This window comes from Pseudarthrobacter sp. L1SW (genome assembly GCF_020809045.1).
GTDB lineage: Bacteria > Actinomycetota > Actinomycetes > Actinomycetales > Micrococcaceae > Arthrobacter.
In genome coordinates this window covers 1,223,406-1,236,037 of sequence record NZ_CP078079.1, presented here as the reverse complement: position 1 = coordinate 1,236,037, position 12,632 = coordinate 1,223,406, and the positions used below count along the sequence as shown (strand labels likewise).

The window sequence follows — 12,632 nt, the reverse complement described above, 5'->3', positions numbered from 1 at the left end:
CACCGCCTGCCCGGCGGCGGATGACGCAACGGCGCAATGTGCCAGCAGGCCGATCCAGCGGGCCGACGGCGGCCAAATGGAAGTTGGCTGCCGGCATGGGCGACTATAGAGGGGTGAATGACATGCAGGAAAAGACCACTCCCACTCCCGAGCCGCACGGATCCGGAGGCAGCAGCGGATCCGGCGCCACGGCAGGGCAGGGGCAGGTTAAGCCCGTCATTCCGGCCGCAGCCGCCAAACGCGCCAACGCCTCGGTGCTTGGCATGGTCATCGCCTTGGTGGTGAGCATTGCCGCGTTCCTCCCCATCATCCTCATGAATCCGCTCCCCAAGAGCGACGGCTACCGCCCGAACATCGACGTGGCGGCCAGCGCGCGGAACGCCACTGATGTGGCGGGATTCACACCGGTGGCGCCGGATACCGGCAACGCTTTCCGGCCGAACTACGCCCGGTGGGAAGCCGGAACCGGAAGTGGTGTCCCCACGTGGGAAGTCGGCTACCTGACGCCCAAGGAGTCCTTCATCGGCCTGGTCCAGACCCGGAGCGCCAATCCCACCTGGCTCCTGCAGCAAACCATGAACGCACCCGTCACCGGCTCCCGGAACGCCGGCGGGCAGGACTGGCAGCTTCGGGACACCGGAAAGGGCGAAAAGTCCCTGGTGCTGGATTACCGCGGCACTACCGTTGTCCTGTCCGGGGAGGCCCCACTGGACGAGTTCGCCGCCCTGGCGGACGCCGTCGTCGTGGCCCTGGAAAGCAACCCGGCTGTCACAGTTTCACCCTCCGCCGCCGCCGCCCCGTAAGGTAGGCGCGTGGCTACCTATCTGACTCCCGCACTCGCCTGGCGCCGTCTGCGCGAAGGAAACGAACGCTTCGTCAACGGCGAGACCTCCCATCCCAACCAGGACGCCTCACGGCGGTCCTCCCTCGTGGAGAACCAGCACCCCTTCGCCGTGATCTTTGGCTGCTCCGATTCGCGGCTGGCCGCCGAGATCATCTTCGACGTGGGGCTTGGCGACGTCTTCGTCGTCAGGACGGCCGGCCAGGTCATTGACGACGCCGTCCTGGGGTCGCTGGAGTACAGCGTGGCAGTGCTGGGGGTGCCCTTGATCGTGATCCTGGGGCACGACAGCTGCGGCGCCGTCAGCGCCACGAAGTCCGCGGTGGAAACCGGTGAGATGCCGGCAGGCTTCATCCGGGACCTGGTGGAGCGGATCACCCCGTCGGTCCTCACTTCCCTGCGCAACGACGAAACCGAGGTCAACGACATGGTGGTGGAGCACGTCAAGCAGACCTCGCAGCGCCTCGTGGACAGCTCCCGTGTGATTTCCGACGCAATCGGCTCCGGCCGGACCGCGGTGATCGGCCTTTCGTACAGCCTTGCCGAAGGCCGCGCAAACCTTGTTTCCGGAATCGGTGAGCACTAGGAACTCCGCAAAACTCCCGTGGCCCGGGGGCTCGTAGCAAGCAGTTCACGGTTTTCGATGCGGCGCCCGTGCGTCCTAAGCTAGCCCCATGACTTCCACTGAAGAGTTCCGCATTGAACATGACACGATGGGCGAAGTCCGCGTCCCCGTGAACGCACTGTACCGCGCGCAGACGCAGCGGGCAGTGGAGAACTTCCCCATTTCCGGCAAGACCCTGGAACGTGCGCACATTGAAGCACTGGCCCGGGTCAAGAAGGCTGCCGCCCAGGCCAACGCTGAACTGGGTGTGCTCGACGGCGAGCTGGCCAAGGCGATCGCAGGCGCAGCCGATGAGGTTGCCGCCGGCAAGTACGACGGCGACTTCCCCATCGACGTCTTCCAGACGGGCTCCGGCACGTCCTCCAACATGAACACCAACGAGGTCATCGCCGAGCTTGCCTCGCGTGCCCTCAAGGCCGCCGGCAGCGACAAGGTTGTCCACCCGAACGACCACGTCAACGCCTCGCAGTCCTCCAACGACGTGTTCCCCACGTCCGTCCACGTAGCTGCCACCTCCGCGCTGATCAACGACCTCATCCCGGCCCTCGGCTACCTGGCCGAGTCCTTGGAGCGCAAGGCTGTTGAGTTCAAGGACGTGGTCAAGTCCGGCCGCACCCACCTTATGGATGCCACCCCGGTGACCCTCGGCCAGGAGTTCGGCGGCTACGCCGCGCAGGTCCGCTACGGCATCGAGCGCATCAACGCCTCGCTCCCCCGCGTTGCCGAGGTTCCGCTCGGCGGCACGGCCGTGGGCACCGGCATCAACACCCCGGCCGGCTTCCCGGAGCGCGTCATCGAACTGCTGGCAACGGACACCGGGCTTCCGCTCACCGAGGCCCGCGACCACTTCGAGGCGCAGGCCAACCGCGACGGCCTGATCGAGGCGTCCAGCCAGCTGCGCAACATCGCCATCTCCTTCATGAAGATCAACAACGACCTCCGCTGGATGGGCTCCGGCCCCAACACGGGCCTGGGCGAGATCGCCATCCCGGACTTGCAGCCCGGATCCTCGATCATGCCCGGCAAGGTCAACCCTGTGATCTGCGAGGCGTCCATCATGGTCTGCGCGCAGGTCATCGGCAACGACACCGCCATCGCCTGGTCCGGCACCAACGGCGCCTTCGAGCTGAACGTCGGCATCCCCGTCATGGCCGCCAACCTGCTGGAATCCATCCGCCTGCTGGCCAACACCAGCCGGGTCATGGCGGACAAGATGATCGACGGCATCACCGCCAACGTGGAACGCGCACGCTTCCTGGCCGAGGCTTCCCCGTCCATCGTCACCCCCCTGAACAAGTACATCGGTTACGAGAACGCGGCCAAGATCGCCAAGACGGCCGTAGCCGAGGGCCTCACCGTGCGCCAGGCCACCGAGAAGCTGGGCTTCGTCGGTGACGGCGAGGGCCAAGTCTCCGAAGCGGATCTGGACAAGGCACTGGACGTCACCACCATGACGGCCCCTGCCCACAAGGCCAAGTAAACAGCCAAACCCCAGCTAAAGCACGACGGCGGCCGGTACCTTTTGCAGGAAAGGTACCGGCCGCCGTCGTCCCCAGCACGGCGGGACTCAGGGTTCGAAGTGGGCTGCTTCCGCCGGAGCCAGGGCACGGCGGATGCTGGTGAGGTGACCGGCCATGAGCTCAGGCAGTTCATCAATGCCGAACCAGCCGACGGCAACGGATTCGTCGTCGTTCACCCTGGCGGTTCCGGACACGTAGCGGCAGAGGAACACCACGTCCAGGAACTCGCACACATCGCCGTTCGGGTAGGTGAAGGGGCCAACCGCCCCTACGGAAACAACTCGCTCGGGTTCGGCCACCACCGCCGTTTCCTCGAAGATCTCCCGCACCAGGCCGCGTGCCGGCTGCTCCCCGGGCTCCAGCATCCCGCTGACCAGTGCCCATTGACGGTTGTCCGCCCGCTGCGCGAGCAGGACGCGGCCCAAAGCGTCCACCACCACGCCGCGGACCCCCGGGACCCAGAGGGGATCGTTCCCGATTTTCTTACGGAGTTTCAGGACATAGTCAGGCGCTGGCATCCCGCCAGCCTACCGAACTGCCGGGCAGGATCAGGCCGGAAGCAGCATGGCCGCAGCAGTTCCGGCGAGCATAAACGGCCCGAACGGGATGGAGGACTTCAACGTCCCCCTGCGTGCAGCCAGGAGCATGATGGACCACAAGCCGCCCAGCAGGAAAGCCAGGAAGGTACCGGCAAACAGGTGGCCCCAGCCGAGGTAGCCGAGGTACATGCCCAGGACTCCTGCAAGTTTTACGTCGCCGAATCCCATTCCGGGTGGATAGGCCGCCCGGAGGATGAAGTAGAAGAGCCACAGGATGGCGGCTCCCGCCACCACCCGGAGCACCGGAAGCGCCAGGAGGCCCGCGGGGAATCCGGGAGGGCCTGGGTCCGCGCCGGTACCGGTTCCGGGAAAGGCCGACGCCGCGAGGAGGAGCACACCGGCAACGGCGTAGGACGGGAAGACGATCCGGTTCGGCAGGAGGTGGTGGCGGACGTCAATGACCGTGAGCCGCACGGCCATCACCGCGAAGTAGGCGCAGGCAGCCAGCACCAGCCAGAAGGCCGGCGGGGTGTGCTGCCACAGTTCGCCCAGTCGTTGGATCACCCTCGGATGCTACTGGATTTCCGCTCCCCGGCAGTACTGGCCGCGCGTAAACTGTGGATATGGCGACGTGGGAATCCCGGCACCGGCCGGATCCGGACAGGAGTGCTGCCCCCACAGACCTCGCAGGGATGTTCCGGGACCTGTGCCGCTCCTCCCCCTGGAAGTGGCAGTCGTTGCGCTTTGAATACTGGGACGAGCCCTTCGCGGAGGCTCCCAGTCCCGCGGCTCCGCTTGTCCGCGCGTGGCTGCGCCGCCCCGGGGCACTCCGCCTCGAAAGCCCGGACGGACTGGTCCTCCACAGCACCACCGGAATCAATGATTCCAAGGACGGCTTTTACACCAGCTCCACCCGGAAATCGTGGCTCCTCCCGCCCCACCTGGTGACGCCCGTCTATGACGACCTGGGCCTGGTGCGCCGCCGCCCGGAGGCAGCCTACGGCGAGCCGGGATTCGGCAACGGTCGCTTCTCCGCAGCCCTGGACCCGGTGGAACTCGCAGGCAACGCCCCCGTGCCCCTTGAGTTCCCGGGCAGCAACGCCGTAGAGATCCACGAGGTTGGCCGCCGGGAGCATGAGGGCCGGCCCGCTCTTGAAGCTGTTGTGTCCCCCACCGCCGCCTACCACCCCGTGGATCCCGCCGCTCCGCTGTGCCTGCCGGGCCGTACCCGGATTCGCGTGGACCTTGGGACAGGGGTCTGCGTCTCCAGCCGCTCCCTGGAGTCCGACACGGACCAGTACGGGCACTGGCTGCGGATCATCGCCGTCGACGAATACATGCTGGACGACCTGTTCCTTGCCCAGTCCATGAACCTCACCGACGTCCGCCGCCACATCAGCTGGGATGTCTCAGCCTGACCGTGACATGCCAGGCTGCCGTCCTTCGGCTAGGCTTCGCTGATGATTCCACTGAACGACGTCTGGCCGCTTTTCGGCCTGCGGCTGACCACACCACGCCTTGAACTCCGCCCCATCCGGGACGATGACATCCCGGCGGCCGTCGAAGCCGCCCGCAGCCGGATCCACGAGCCCGGCCTGAACCCGTTCAGCACCCCTTGGACCGAACTTCCTGCCGATGAACTCGGCCCCAACATGGCCCGCTGGTACTGGCGCTGCCGCGGTGAATTCACACCCGAATCCTGGACCCTGCTGCTCGGCATTTGGCACGAGGGCGGGTTCATCGGCTGCCAGGACATCGGTGCCAAGGACTTCGCCGCGCTCAAGACCGTCTCCACCGGGTCGTGGCTAAAGCAGTCCGTACAGGGCCGCGGCCTCGGCAAGGAGATGCGTGCCGCCGTCGTCCTTTACGCCTTCGACTGGCTGGGCGCCGAAGTAGCCGAGTCCGAAGCGGCCCTTTGGAACGAATCCTCCATCGGCGTCTCCCGCTCCCTCGGCTACGACCTGAACGGCGTGACCCGCAAAGCGTGGGGCCCCAAGGTTGAGACCGTCCAGCACGTCCGTCTCACCCCGGAGACGTTCAAACGCCCCGACTGGGAGCTGCGGGTAGAAGGCCACGAAGCAGCAGTGAAGTTCCTCAAGGCCACCTGAGTCCGTTTCCTCGGCTGGGTTCGTTCGGGCCACGCGGCTTGTGCCCCTTGGCCCCCGCAAGGCTCACCCTGGCACACGTCCTGCCCGGGTGCTTCGGGTAGGAGCGCATCGCCGACCAGAGCGTCACGCAGGTCGCGCAGCGACCGGAGCGGTGCGGCGGGAGGTGTCCAAGCGACGGCGAAGGACTCGGGGCGGACGAACCCAGCCACTGCCAGGCACGAAAGGGCCGTGGCCCGGCAAACCGGCCACGGCCCCCTTGTTTAGGCGGCTTATCCTTCGAGCAGTTCTGTCACCAGTGCTGCGATCGGCGAGCGTTCGGAGCGGGTCAGGGTGATGTGGCCGAAGAGCGGGTGTCCTTTCAGGGTTTCGACGACGGCGGCGATGCCGTCGTGGCGTCCGACGCGGAGGTTGTCGCGCTGGGCGACGTCGTGGGTCAGGACGATCTTCGAGTTCTGGCCCATGCGGCTCATGACGGTGAGCAGGACGTTCTTTTCCAGGGACTGGGCTTCGTCGACGATCACGAAGGCGTCGTGGAGGGAGCGTCCGCGGATATGGGTGAGGGGCATGACCTCGAGCATGCCGCGGTCCATGACCTCCTCCACTACTTCCTGGCTGACCAGTGCGCCGAGGGTGTCGAAAACCGCCTGTGCCCAAGGGTTCATTTTTTCGGACTCGGAGCCGGGCAGGTAGCCCAGTTCCTGGCCGCCCACGGCGTAGAGGGGACGGAACACGATGACCTTGCGGTGCTCGCGGCGTTCCAGCACCGCTTCCAGGCCCGCGCACAGGGCAAGTGCGGACTTGCCGGTGCCTGCCCTGCCGCCGATGGAGACAATGCCGACGGCGGGATCCATCAGCATGTCGATGGCCAGCCGCTGCTCCGCGGACCGTCCGTGGAGCCCGAACACGTCGCGGTCGCCCTTGACGAGCCGGACCTGCTTGTCTGCGCCCACCCGGCCCAGCGCGGAACCGCGGTTGGACAGCAGCACCAACCCGGTGTTGACCGGCATCTCTGCGGCGGCGGGGATGAAGACGGGCTCGTGGCCGTACAGCGTGGAGATCTCCTGTTCACCGACCTCAACTTCGGCGACGCCGGTCCAGCCTGAATCCTTCACCAGCTCGTTGCGGTATTCGTCGGCCGTGAGGCCCATGGCGGAGGCCTTGACGCGCATCGGAAGATCCTTGGACACCACGGTGACGTTGCGGCCCTCATTGGCGAGGTTCTTCGCCACTGCGAGGATCCGGCTGTCATTGTCACCGCTGCGGAATCCCAGCGGAAGGACGTCCGAGGATATGTGGTTGAGCTCCACCATCAGGGAGCCGCCGTCCTCACCGATGGGGATGGGCTGGTTGAGTCCGCCGTGCTTGACCCGGAGGTCGTCCAGGAGCCGGAGCGCCTTCCGGGCGAAGTAGCCCAGTTCCGGATCGTGCCGTTTAGCTTCGAGTTCCGTGATGACCACCACCGGCACAATCACCTCGTGTTCCGCAAAGCGGAGCAGCGCACGGGGGTCGGAGAGCAGGACGGAGGTGTCAATGACGAAGGTGTTAATGGTGGCTTCCCTTCCGGAGACAGCAAAACCGGCCGCAGCATCTTCTGCCGCACCGGTTTGTGTGGTGGCTCGCATGGCGCGAGAGGTAGCTTTCTCTCCCTGGTCGAAAAGGACCTCGGGCAGTTGTTCAGAAGTAGCCACATCGACTCCAGCCCCGGGCGCCAGCCCGGATTTGTTATTGGTGAGGCGGCTCGGCCACGAGGCCGGGTCCGGCCTCCCATACAACCGGTGCGATGTTTCGCTCCATGTACTGGCCTCCCCGATCAGCCGGCGGTTTTGCCTGCTGATGGATATAACGTAAATCCACGCCAAGTAATTTCCGCAACCATTACGTGGCGATTCCTGTTGCGGGACTGTGAACTCGTAATTAACCGGACATGTCAGGAGCCGAAGCGGCGCTGCCGGCCGGCGTAATCGCGGAGGGCGCGCAGGAAGTCCACCTTGCGGAATGCGGGCCACAGGGCCTCACAGAAGTAGAACTCGCTGTAGGCGCTCTGCCACATCAGGAAGCCGGAGAGCCGCTGCTCACCCGACGTGCGGATCACGAGGTCCGGGTCCGGCTGGCCGCGGGTGTAAAGGAACCGGGAAATGTCGTCCACGCAGAGGTCGTCCGCCAGTTGGGAGATGTCCGCTCCCCGGGCTACGGCGTCGTGGAGGAGCTCGCGTACGGCGTCGACGATCTCCCGGCGGCCGCCGTAACCCACGGCCACGTTGACGTGGATCTTCTCCTTGACGGGCGTCCGCGCGGTCAGTTTGTTGAGCCGTTCCGCCAGATAGTCCGGAAGGAGCTCCGGCGCGCCCATTGCGTGGACGGAGATGTTGGCGTCCTCGTCCAGGCGGTCAAGGGTGTTGGCGATGATGCCCATAAGCAGGTCCAGTTCCTCACTGGACCTGTTCATGTTGTCCGTGGACAGCATGTACAGGGTGACCACCTTGACCCCAAGCTCCTGGCACCAGCCAAGGAACTCGTGGATCTTGTCTGCGCCCGCCTGGTGGCCCTGGCTGGTTGGCGCATTGAACTGCTTCGCCCAGCGGCGGTTGCCGTCCACCATCACGCCGATGTGGCGGGGTATCCGGTCGCGGGGAAGGTCCTTGAGCAGCCTGCGCTCGTAGAAGCCGTAGAGGAACCCGGGCAGCTCCACGCGCTCACTCACCTGACTTCCTTGCTCTACCTACTTGCCACATCCTAGGCTACCGTCCGAAGCGGCCAGGACCTGCCGGCGTTCGCTGCAACACCCTCCAGCGCCCTACCTACTCACCGGTAACTTACTGCGCCGTAGGTTATTCTGGGAGCATGAACAGCGACACCCCGGACGCCCCGCGGACGCCGCACCGCAAAGAGAGCAGCAGCGCGAAGGCCGGCCACGAAACGAGCGCGGTGGACGAGGCCGCCGTCCGGCTGGCCGAGCTCCTGATGATCAAGCCGAAATGGCGGGGGTGGATACACACAGTCACCGCGCCGCTCGCCCTGGTGGCTGGAATCGTATTGGTGGTGCTTGCCCCCACGACGGACCGAAAAATCACGTCCGCCGTTTACGCGGCCACGGGCGTCCTCCTGTTCGGAGTGAGCGCGGTGTACCATCGCGGCAACTGGTCGCCCCGGGTGAAGATCGTCCTCAAGCGCCTGGACCACACGAACATCATGCTGGTGATCGCCGGCAGCTACACGCCGCTGGCCTGGACCCTGCTGGAGCCGCCCCAGGCGGTCCTCCTGCTGTGGGTCATCTGGTCCGGGGCCATCCTCGGGGTACTGTTCCGGCTGCTGTGGACGGATGCCCCGCGCTGGCTCTACGTACCCATCTACATCGCCCTGGGCTGCGGCGCACTCTTCTACCTGCCGCAGTTCTTCCAGGCGAGCATTCCGGCCGCTGTCCTCATCTGCGTGGGCGGCATCCTGTACATCACTGGCGCTGTGTTCTACGCGCTGAAAAAGCCGAACATCAGCTACCACCACTTTGGCTTCCACGAGCTGTTCCACGCCTTGACCGTGGTGGCTTTCGCGGCGCACTTCACGGCCATAGCCATGGCTGTCCTCAGCTAGCCGGCCGCCCCCGGCGGAACCGGGGGCGGCTACCCGCGCCGCGGCAGGTGCCGCTGTGTCAGTGGCGCTGGTCCCCCTGCACGGGCCCGGTCCCGCCGTCGGACGTTCCATGTACGGTGCCAGGCCCCTGCCCGCCGGACGCACGCTCGGCGGCGTCCGCCGCCTCCACGTCGGCAGCGGCCGCGGCCGCCAGCCGCTCCTCCTCCGCCTGCGCGCGGTACCGCACCCTCCGGATGCGGCGCACCATGTCCACGATCAGCAAGGTGGTGGCGATGACGAAGAAGGCCGTCATGATGAACCCCCACAGCCCCGGGGTTACCTGGTCCTCGGAGATCCCCTCACGCAGCGTCGGCGAAGGCAAGGGCGTAGGGGTGGTGGCCAAACTGAGGAGCAGATAATGCACGGTTGTATACCTTCTGTGGTGCGGGTGGCAGCGGCCGCGGCCGGGACGGCGAGGCGCCGGGCCCAATTCTTCTAGGCGGCAATCTTCTACAGGACGTGTCTTCTACGGATGTTTTCTTTTATAGGACGCATCTTCTACGGGGCATAGAAATTGCCGGTTGCTTCTATCTTAGCCCCGCGAACAGGTCGCGCTCGGGGAGCTCCGAGGGAACCCTGGAGTGGATCAGGGAGTAGTCCTCCCACGGCCAGGCCCGGCGCTGCATCTCGGGCGAGACGGCAAAAAAGAACCCCAGCGGGTCCACCTGGGTCCGGTGGGCCCGGAGGGCGTCGTCGCGTACTTCGAAGAAATCCCCGCAGTCCACCTGGGTGGTGGTGGGATGGGTGGCGGGAGGCGGAGTGTGGCCCTCGGCGTCCGATTCCAGCCAGGCTGCCAGTCTTTCAGCGTACGGAGACTGGAGGCCGGCCTCCTCCAGGGCAAAATGCAGCGCCCGGAACCGCTCCGGACTGAATGCCCTGTCGTAGTAGAGCTTGCTGGGTTCCCAGGGCTCACCTGCGTCCGGGTAGCGGGAGCCGTCACCGGCGGATTCGTAAGCTTCCACTGCCACCCGGTGGGCCATGATGTGGTCCGGATGGGGGTACCCGCCGTTTTCGTCGTAGCTGAGGATGACGTGCGGCTTGAAGGACCGGACCAGCCGCACCAGGGGTGCCGCAGCGTGGTGCAGGGGCAGAGTGGCGAACGACCCGGCGGGAAGGGGCGGAAGCGGGTCACCTTCGGGCAGGCCCGAGTCCACGAAGCCCAGCCACCGCTGCCTGATGCCCAGGATGGCCGCTGCCCGTTCCATTTCCAGGCGCCGGGCGCCTGCCATGTCCCGCTTGGGGTGCGGTTCCCCCTCGACTGCAGGGTTCTGGATGTCCCCCCGGGAGCCGTCGGTGCACGTGGCTACCAGGACGTCGACGCCCGACGCGGCGTATTTGGCCATCGTCGCAGCGCCCTTGCTGGACTCATCGTCCGGGTGGGCGTGGACTGCGAGCAGCCGTAGCGGCGCCGGTGAGGTGCTGGACGCTGTCATCGAAGGACGGCTCCTTGTTCTTTTCTGCTGCCTGTGGGCGCTGGACGGATTACTTGGGCGGGCGGAGGCTGACCCGGGGCTGGGGCCAGCAGGCCTCCGCCCGGAAAGGGCACTAAACTGGTCTGGTGACTTCCCCGGACCAGCCGGCCCAATCCGCGCCCGCAGACACTAGCCTAGCCAATCGCTATGGTGCTAAAAAGCGCACGCTCAAGCCCGGCGCCAGGCGCGCCATCGGCGGGGCGGCGCTGGCCGCAGGAATCGGGTTCCTGGCCTGGGTTTCCACCTCCCAGTCCCTGTCCGACGTCTCGTTCAAGGACATCGGCTACAGCACCACCGACGCCACGCTTGCGGAGGTCGACTTCCAGGTGACGCGGGAGCCCGGAACCGCCGTCAAGTGTGCGGTCAAAGCACTTGATGCCAAGTTCGCGGTGGTGGGGTGGAAGGTTGTGGACATTCCGCCCGCACAGGCCAACGGAACAGCCGACGGCGGGCGCACAGTCGCGCAGCGGGTGGCCGTACGCACGGAATCGCTTTCCGTCTCCGGCGTTGTGGACAGCTGCTGGGCTGCCGGCGCGTAAGCCAGGGCCCGGAAAAGACGGCCGGAGTATGTGACGTGCACCGCTTCCTTGTTGGGTTAACTCCAAGGGATTGACTACAATGGAGGCATACCTTTACCCCGCTGAGCTGGTTACTGTTCCACAAGTGGCCACCGTGGCGGGGTCTTTTGCATGTAGGACCACTAGAGGAGAAGTCCGTGTCTACCACCAACAGCGCAGCTGCAGCCTGGCTCACCCAGGAAGCTTTTGACCGCCTGAAGGCAGAGCTGGACCACCTTTCCGGCGCTGGCCGGGCAGAGATCGTCCAGAAGATTGAAGCAGCCCGGCAAGAGGGTGACCTCAAGGAGAACGGCGGCTACCATGCAGCCAAGGAGGAGCAGGGCAAGATCGAGGCCCGCATCCGCCAGCTGACAGCGCTGCTCCGCGACGCCCACGTTGGCGCGGCCCCCGCGGACGACGGAATTGTGGAGCCCGGCATGATCGTCGTCGCCAGGATCGCCGGAGACGAAGAAACTTTCCTGCTCGGTTCCCGCGAAATCGCCGGCGATTCCGATCTTGACGTGTTTAGCGAAAAGTCGCCCCTGGGGGCCGCCATTCTTGGACACAAGGAAGGCGAAACCCTCAGCTACGTGGCACCCAACGGCAAGGACATCAAGGTGGAGATCCTCTCCGCCAAGCCTTACGCTGCATAGCCGTCCTGTTTCGAGGAAACGCCGGCCGCCCCGCAAGGGACGGCCGGCGTTCCGCTTTTAAGCGGCAGGAACCTAGGGCGGGCCCATGACCCGGGTGCGGCGGCGAAGCAGCAGGGCGGCCACCACTCCCCCGGCCGCCCCGCCGAGGTGCGCCTGCCACGAGATCGATCCCGCCACGATGGGCAGGATCCCCAGCAGGATGCTCCCGTATCCCATGAAGAGGACCACGGCCAGGAGGATCTGCCGCCAGCTGCGGTTAATGAATCCCCGGACCAGGAGGAAGGCAAACAGGCCGAAGACCAGGCCTGACGCGCCCACGGTGATGCCGCCGTCGCCAATCAGCCAAACGGTGAGGCCTGAGCCCAGCCAGCTGAAGGCCAGGGCAGTCAGGAATACCCGGAGGCCCGAGAGGAACACCAGGAAACCGAAGATGATCAGCGGCAGGCTGTTGGAGAGGAGATGGTTCAGGTTCGCGTGCAGGAGCGGGAAGGTGAAGATGTCCAGCAGCCCGTCGGCGCTCCTGGGCCGGAGTCCGAACGTCGCGTTGAGCGAGCGCAGCATCACCATGTTGAAGAGTTCGATGACAAAGAGGAGCACCACGAAGCTGCCCAGTACCAGCAGCCCGCCCTTGGCCCGGGCAGCAACCGTCCGCCGCTGCCCGAAGCTTCCGTTTCCCGTCAGTCCGGCCAC

General features: G+C 66.0%; 15 protein-coding genes. 8 read left to right on the top strand and 7 right to left on the bottom strand.

The genetic code is table 11. The features are described 5' to 3' along the window. Positions 1 to 122 precede the first annotated feature (122 nt). The 3 genes from KTR40_RS05785 to KTR40_RS05775 all read left to right on the top strand — a co-directional run bounded on the left by KTR40_RS05785 (position 123) and on the right by KTR40_RS05775 (position 2,946). Positions 123 to 803: a DUF4245 domain-containing protein gene (locus KTR40_RS05785; RefSeq protein ID WP_228406039.1), complete on the top strand. Its 681-nt coding sequence runs from the start codon at positions 123 to 125 to the stop codon at positions 801 to 803. Positions 804 to 812: 9 nt separating this feature from the next. Beyond that, a complete protein-coding gene (locus KTR40_RS05780; RefSeq protein WP_139028519.1) occupies positions 813 to 1,427 on the top strand; it encodes a carbonic anhydrase in 615 nt (204 codons plus the stop codon). Between the two features lie 88 nt (positions 1,428 to 1,515). Continuing rightward, on the top strand, positions 1,516 to 2,946 hold the full coding sequence (locus KTR40_RS05775) for a class II fumarate hydratase (RefSeq protein ID WP_139028518.1): 1,431 nt from the start codon (positions 1,516 to 1,518) through the stop codon (positions 2,944 to 2,946). Positions 2,947 to 3,033: 87 nt separating this feature from the next. Here KTR40_RS05775 and KTR40_RS05770 read toward each other — a convergent pair whose 3' ends face one another. Further along, entirely contained in the window at positions 3,034 to 3,504 is a 471-nt protein-coding gene (locus KTR40_RS05770) for an NUDIX domain-containing protein (RefSeq protein WP_139028517.1), read from the bottom strand. Between the two features lie 30 nt (positions 3,505 to 3,534). Beyond that, positions 3,535 to 4,089, bottom strand: a complete 555-nt coding sequence (locus KTR40_RS05765) for an A24 family peptidase (RefSeq protein ID WP_228405572.1) — start codon at positions 4,087 to 4,089, stop codon at positions 3,535 to 3,537. Between the two features lie 59 nt (positions 4,090 to 4,148). Here KTR40_RS05765 and KTR40_RS05760 point away from each other — a divergent pair, with 59 nt between their 5' ends. Continuing rightward, entirely contained in the window at positions 4,149 to 4,943 is a 795-nt protein-coding gene (locus KTR40_RS05760) for a hypothetical protein (RefSeq protein WP_228405571.1), read from the top strand. Between the two features lie 42 nt (positions 4,944 to 4,985). Beyond that, a complete protein-coding gene (locus tag KTR40_RS05755; RefSeq protein WP_228405570.1) occupies positions 4,986 to 5,633 on the top strand; it encodes a GNAT family N-acetyltransferase in 648 nt (215 codons plus the stop codon). A 269-nt stretch (positions 5,634 to 5,902) separates the two neighbouring features. Here KTR40_RS05755 and KTR40_RS05750 read toward each other — a convergent pair whose 3' ends face one another. Then, the gene (locus tag KTR40_RS05750) at positions 5,903 to 7,321 is read right to left on the bottom strand and encodes a PhoH family protein (RefSeq protein ID WP_228405569.1); all 1,419 of its coding nucleotides are present in this window, start codon (positions 7,319 to 7,321) and stop codon (positions 5,903 to 5,905) included. A gap of 239 nt (positions 7,322 to 7,560) precedes the next feature. Next, entirely contained in the window at positions 7,561 to 8,322 is a 762-nt protein-coding gene (locus tag KTR40_RS05745; protein ID WP_139028783.1) for an isoprenyl transferase, read from the bottom strand. 152 nt (positions 8,323 to 8,474) lie between these two features. On the opposite strand from KTR40_RS05745, the gene KTR40_RS05740 reads away from it, so the two are divergent. After that, a complete protein-coding gene (locus KTR40_RS05740; RefSeq protein ID WP_370633174.1) occupies positions 8,475 to 9,221 on the top strand; it encodes a hemolysin III family protein in 747 nt (248 codons plus the stop codon). Positions 9,222 to 9,279: 58 nt separating this feature from the next. Here KTR40_RS05740 and KTR40_RS05735 read toward each other — a convergent pair whose 3' ends face one another. Both KTR40_RS05735 and mca read right to left on the bottom strand, forming a co-directional pair. After that, a complete protein-coding gene (locus KTR40_RS05735) occupies positions 9,280 to 9,624 on the bottom strand; it encodes a hypothetical protein (RefSeq protein WP_228405568.1) in 345 nt (114 codons plus the stop codon). Positions 9,625 to 9,787: 163 nt separating this feature from the next. Next, positions 9,788 to 10,693: a mycothiol conjugate amidase Mca gene (mca, locus tag KTR40_RS05730; protein WP_139028511.1), complete on the bottom strand. Its 906-nt coding sequence runs from the start codon at positions 10,691 to 10,693 to the stop codon at positions 9,788 to 9,790. 125 nt (positions 10,694 to 10,818) lie between these two features. Here mca and KTR40_RS05725 point away from each other — a divergent pair, with 125 nt between their 5' ends. Further along, the gene (locus tag KTR40_RS05725; RefSeq protein ID WP_139028510.1) at positions 10,819 to 11,271 is read left to right on the top strand and encodes a DUF4307 domain-containing protein; all 453 of its coding nucleotides are present in this window, start codon (positions 10,819 to 10,821) and stop codon (positions 11,269 to 11,271) included. A 176-nt stretch (positions 11,272 to 11,447) separates the two neighbouring features. Further along, a complete protein-coding gene (gene greA, locus KTR40_RS05720) occupies positions 11,448 to 11,942 on the top strand; it encodes a transcription elongation factor GreA (protein ID WP_104997209.1) in 495 nt (164 codons plus the stop codon). A 72-nt stretch (positions 11,943 to 12,014) separates the two neighbouring features. On the opposite strand, the gene KTR40_RS05715 is transcribed toward greA, so the two are convergent. After that, entirely contained in the window at positions 12,015 to 12,632 is a 618-nt protein-coding gene (locus KTR40_RS05715; RefSeq protein ID WP_139028509.1) for a rhomboid family intramembrane serine protease, read from the bottom strand.

What these genes read in the sequence shown, in the direction of transcription:
- KTR40_RS05740 (WP_370633174.1), top strand. Translation starts at nt 8,475, where the DNA reads ATGAACAGCGACACCCCGGACGCCCCGCGGACGCCGCACCGCAAAGAG.
- KTR40_RS05785 (WP_228406039.1), top strand. Translation starts at nt 123, where the DNA reads ATGCAGGAAAAGACCACTCCCACTCCCGAGCCGCACGGATCCGGAGGC.
- KTR40_RS05770 (WP_139028517.1), bottom strand. Translation starts at nt 3,504, where the DNA reads ATGCCAGCGCCTGACTATGTCCTGAAACTCCGTAAGAAAATCGGGAAC.
- KTR40_RS05775 (WP_139028518.1), top strand. Translation starts at nt 1,516, where the DNA reads ATGACTTCCACTGAAGAGTTCCGCATTGAACATGACACGATGGGCGAA.
- mca (WP_139028511.1), bottom strand. Translation starts at nt 10,693, where the DNA reads ATGACAGCGTCCAGCACCTCACCGGCGCCGCTACGGCTGCTCGCAGTC.
- KTR40_RS05760 (WP_228405571.1), top strand. Translation starts at nt 4,149, where the DNA reads ATGGCGACGTGGGAATCCCGGCACCGGCCGGATCCGGACAGGAGTGCT.
- KTR40_RS05755 (WP_228405570.1), top strand. Translation starts at nt 4,986, where the DNA reads ATGATTCCACTGAACGACGTCTGGCCGCTTTTCGGCCTGCGGCTGACC.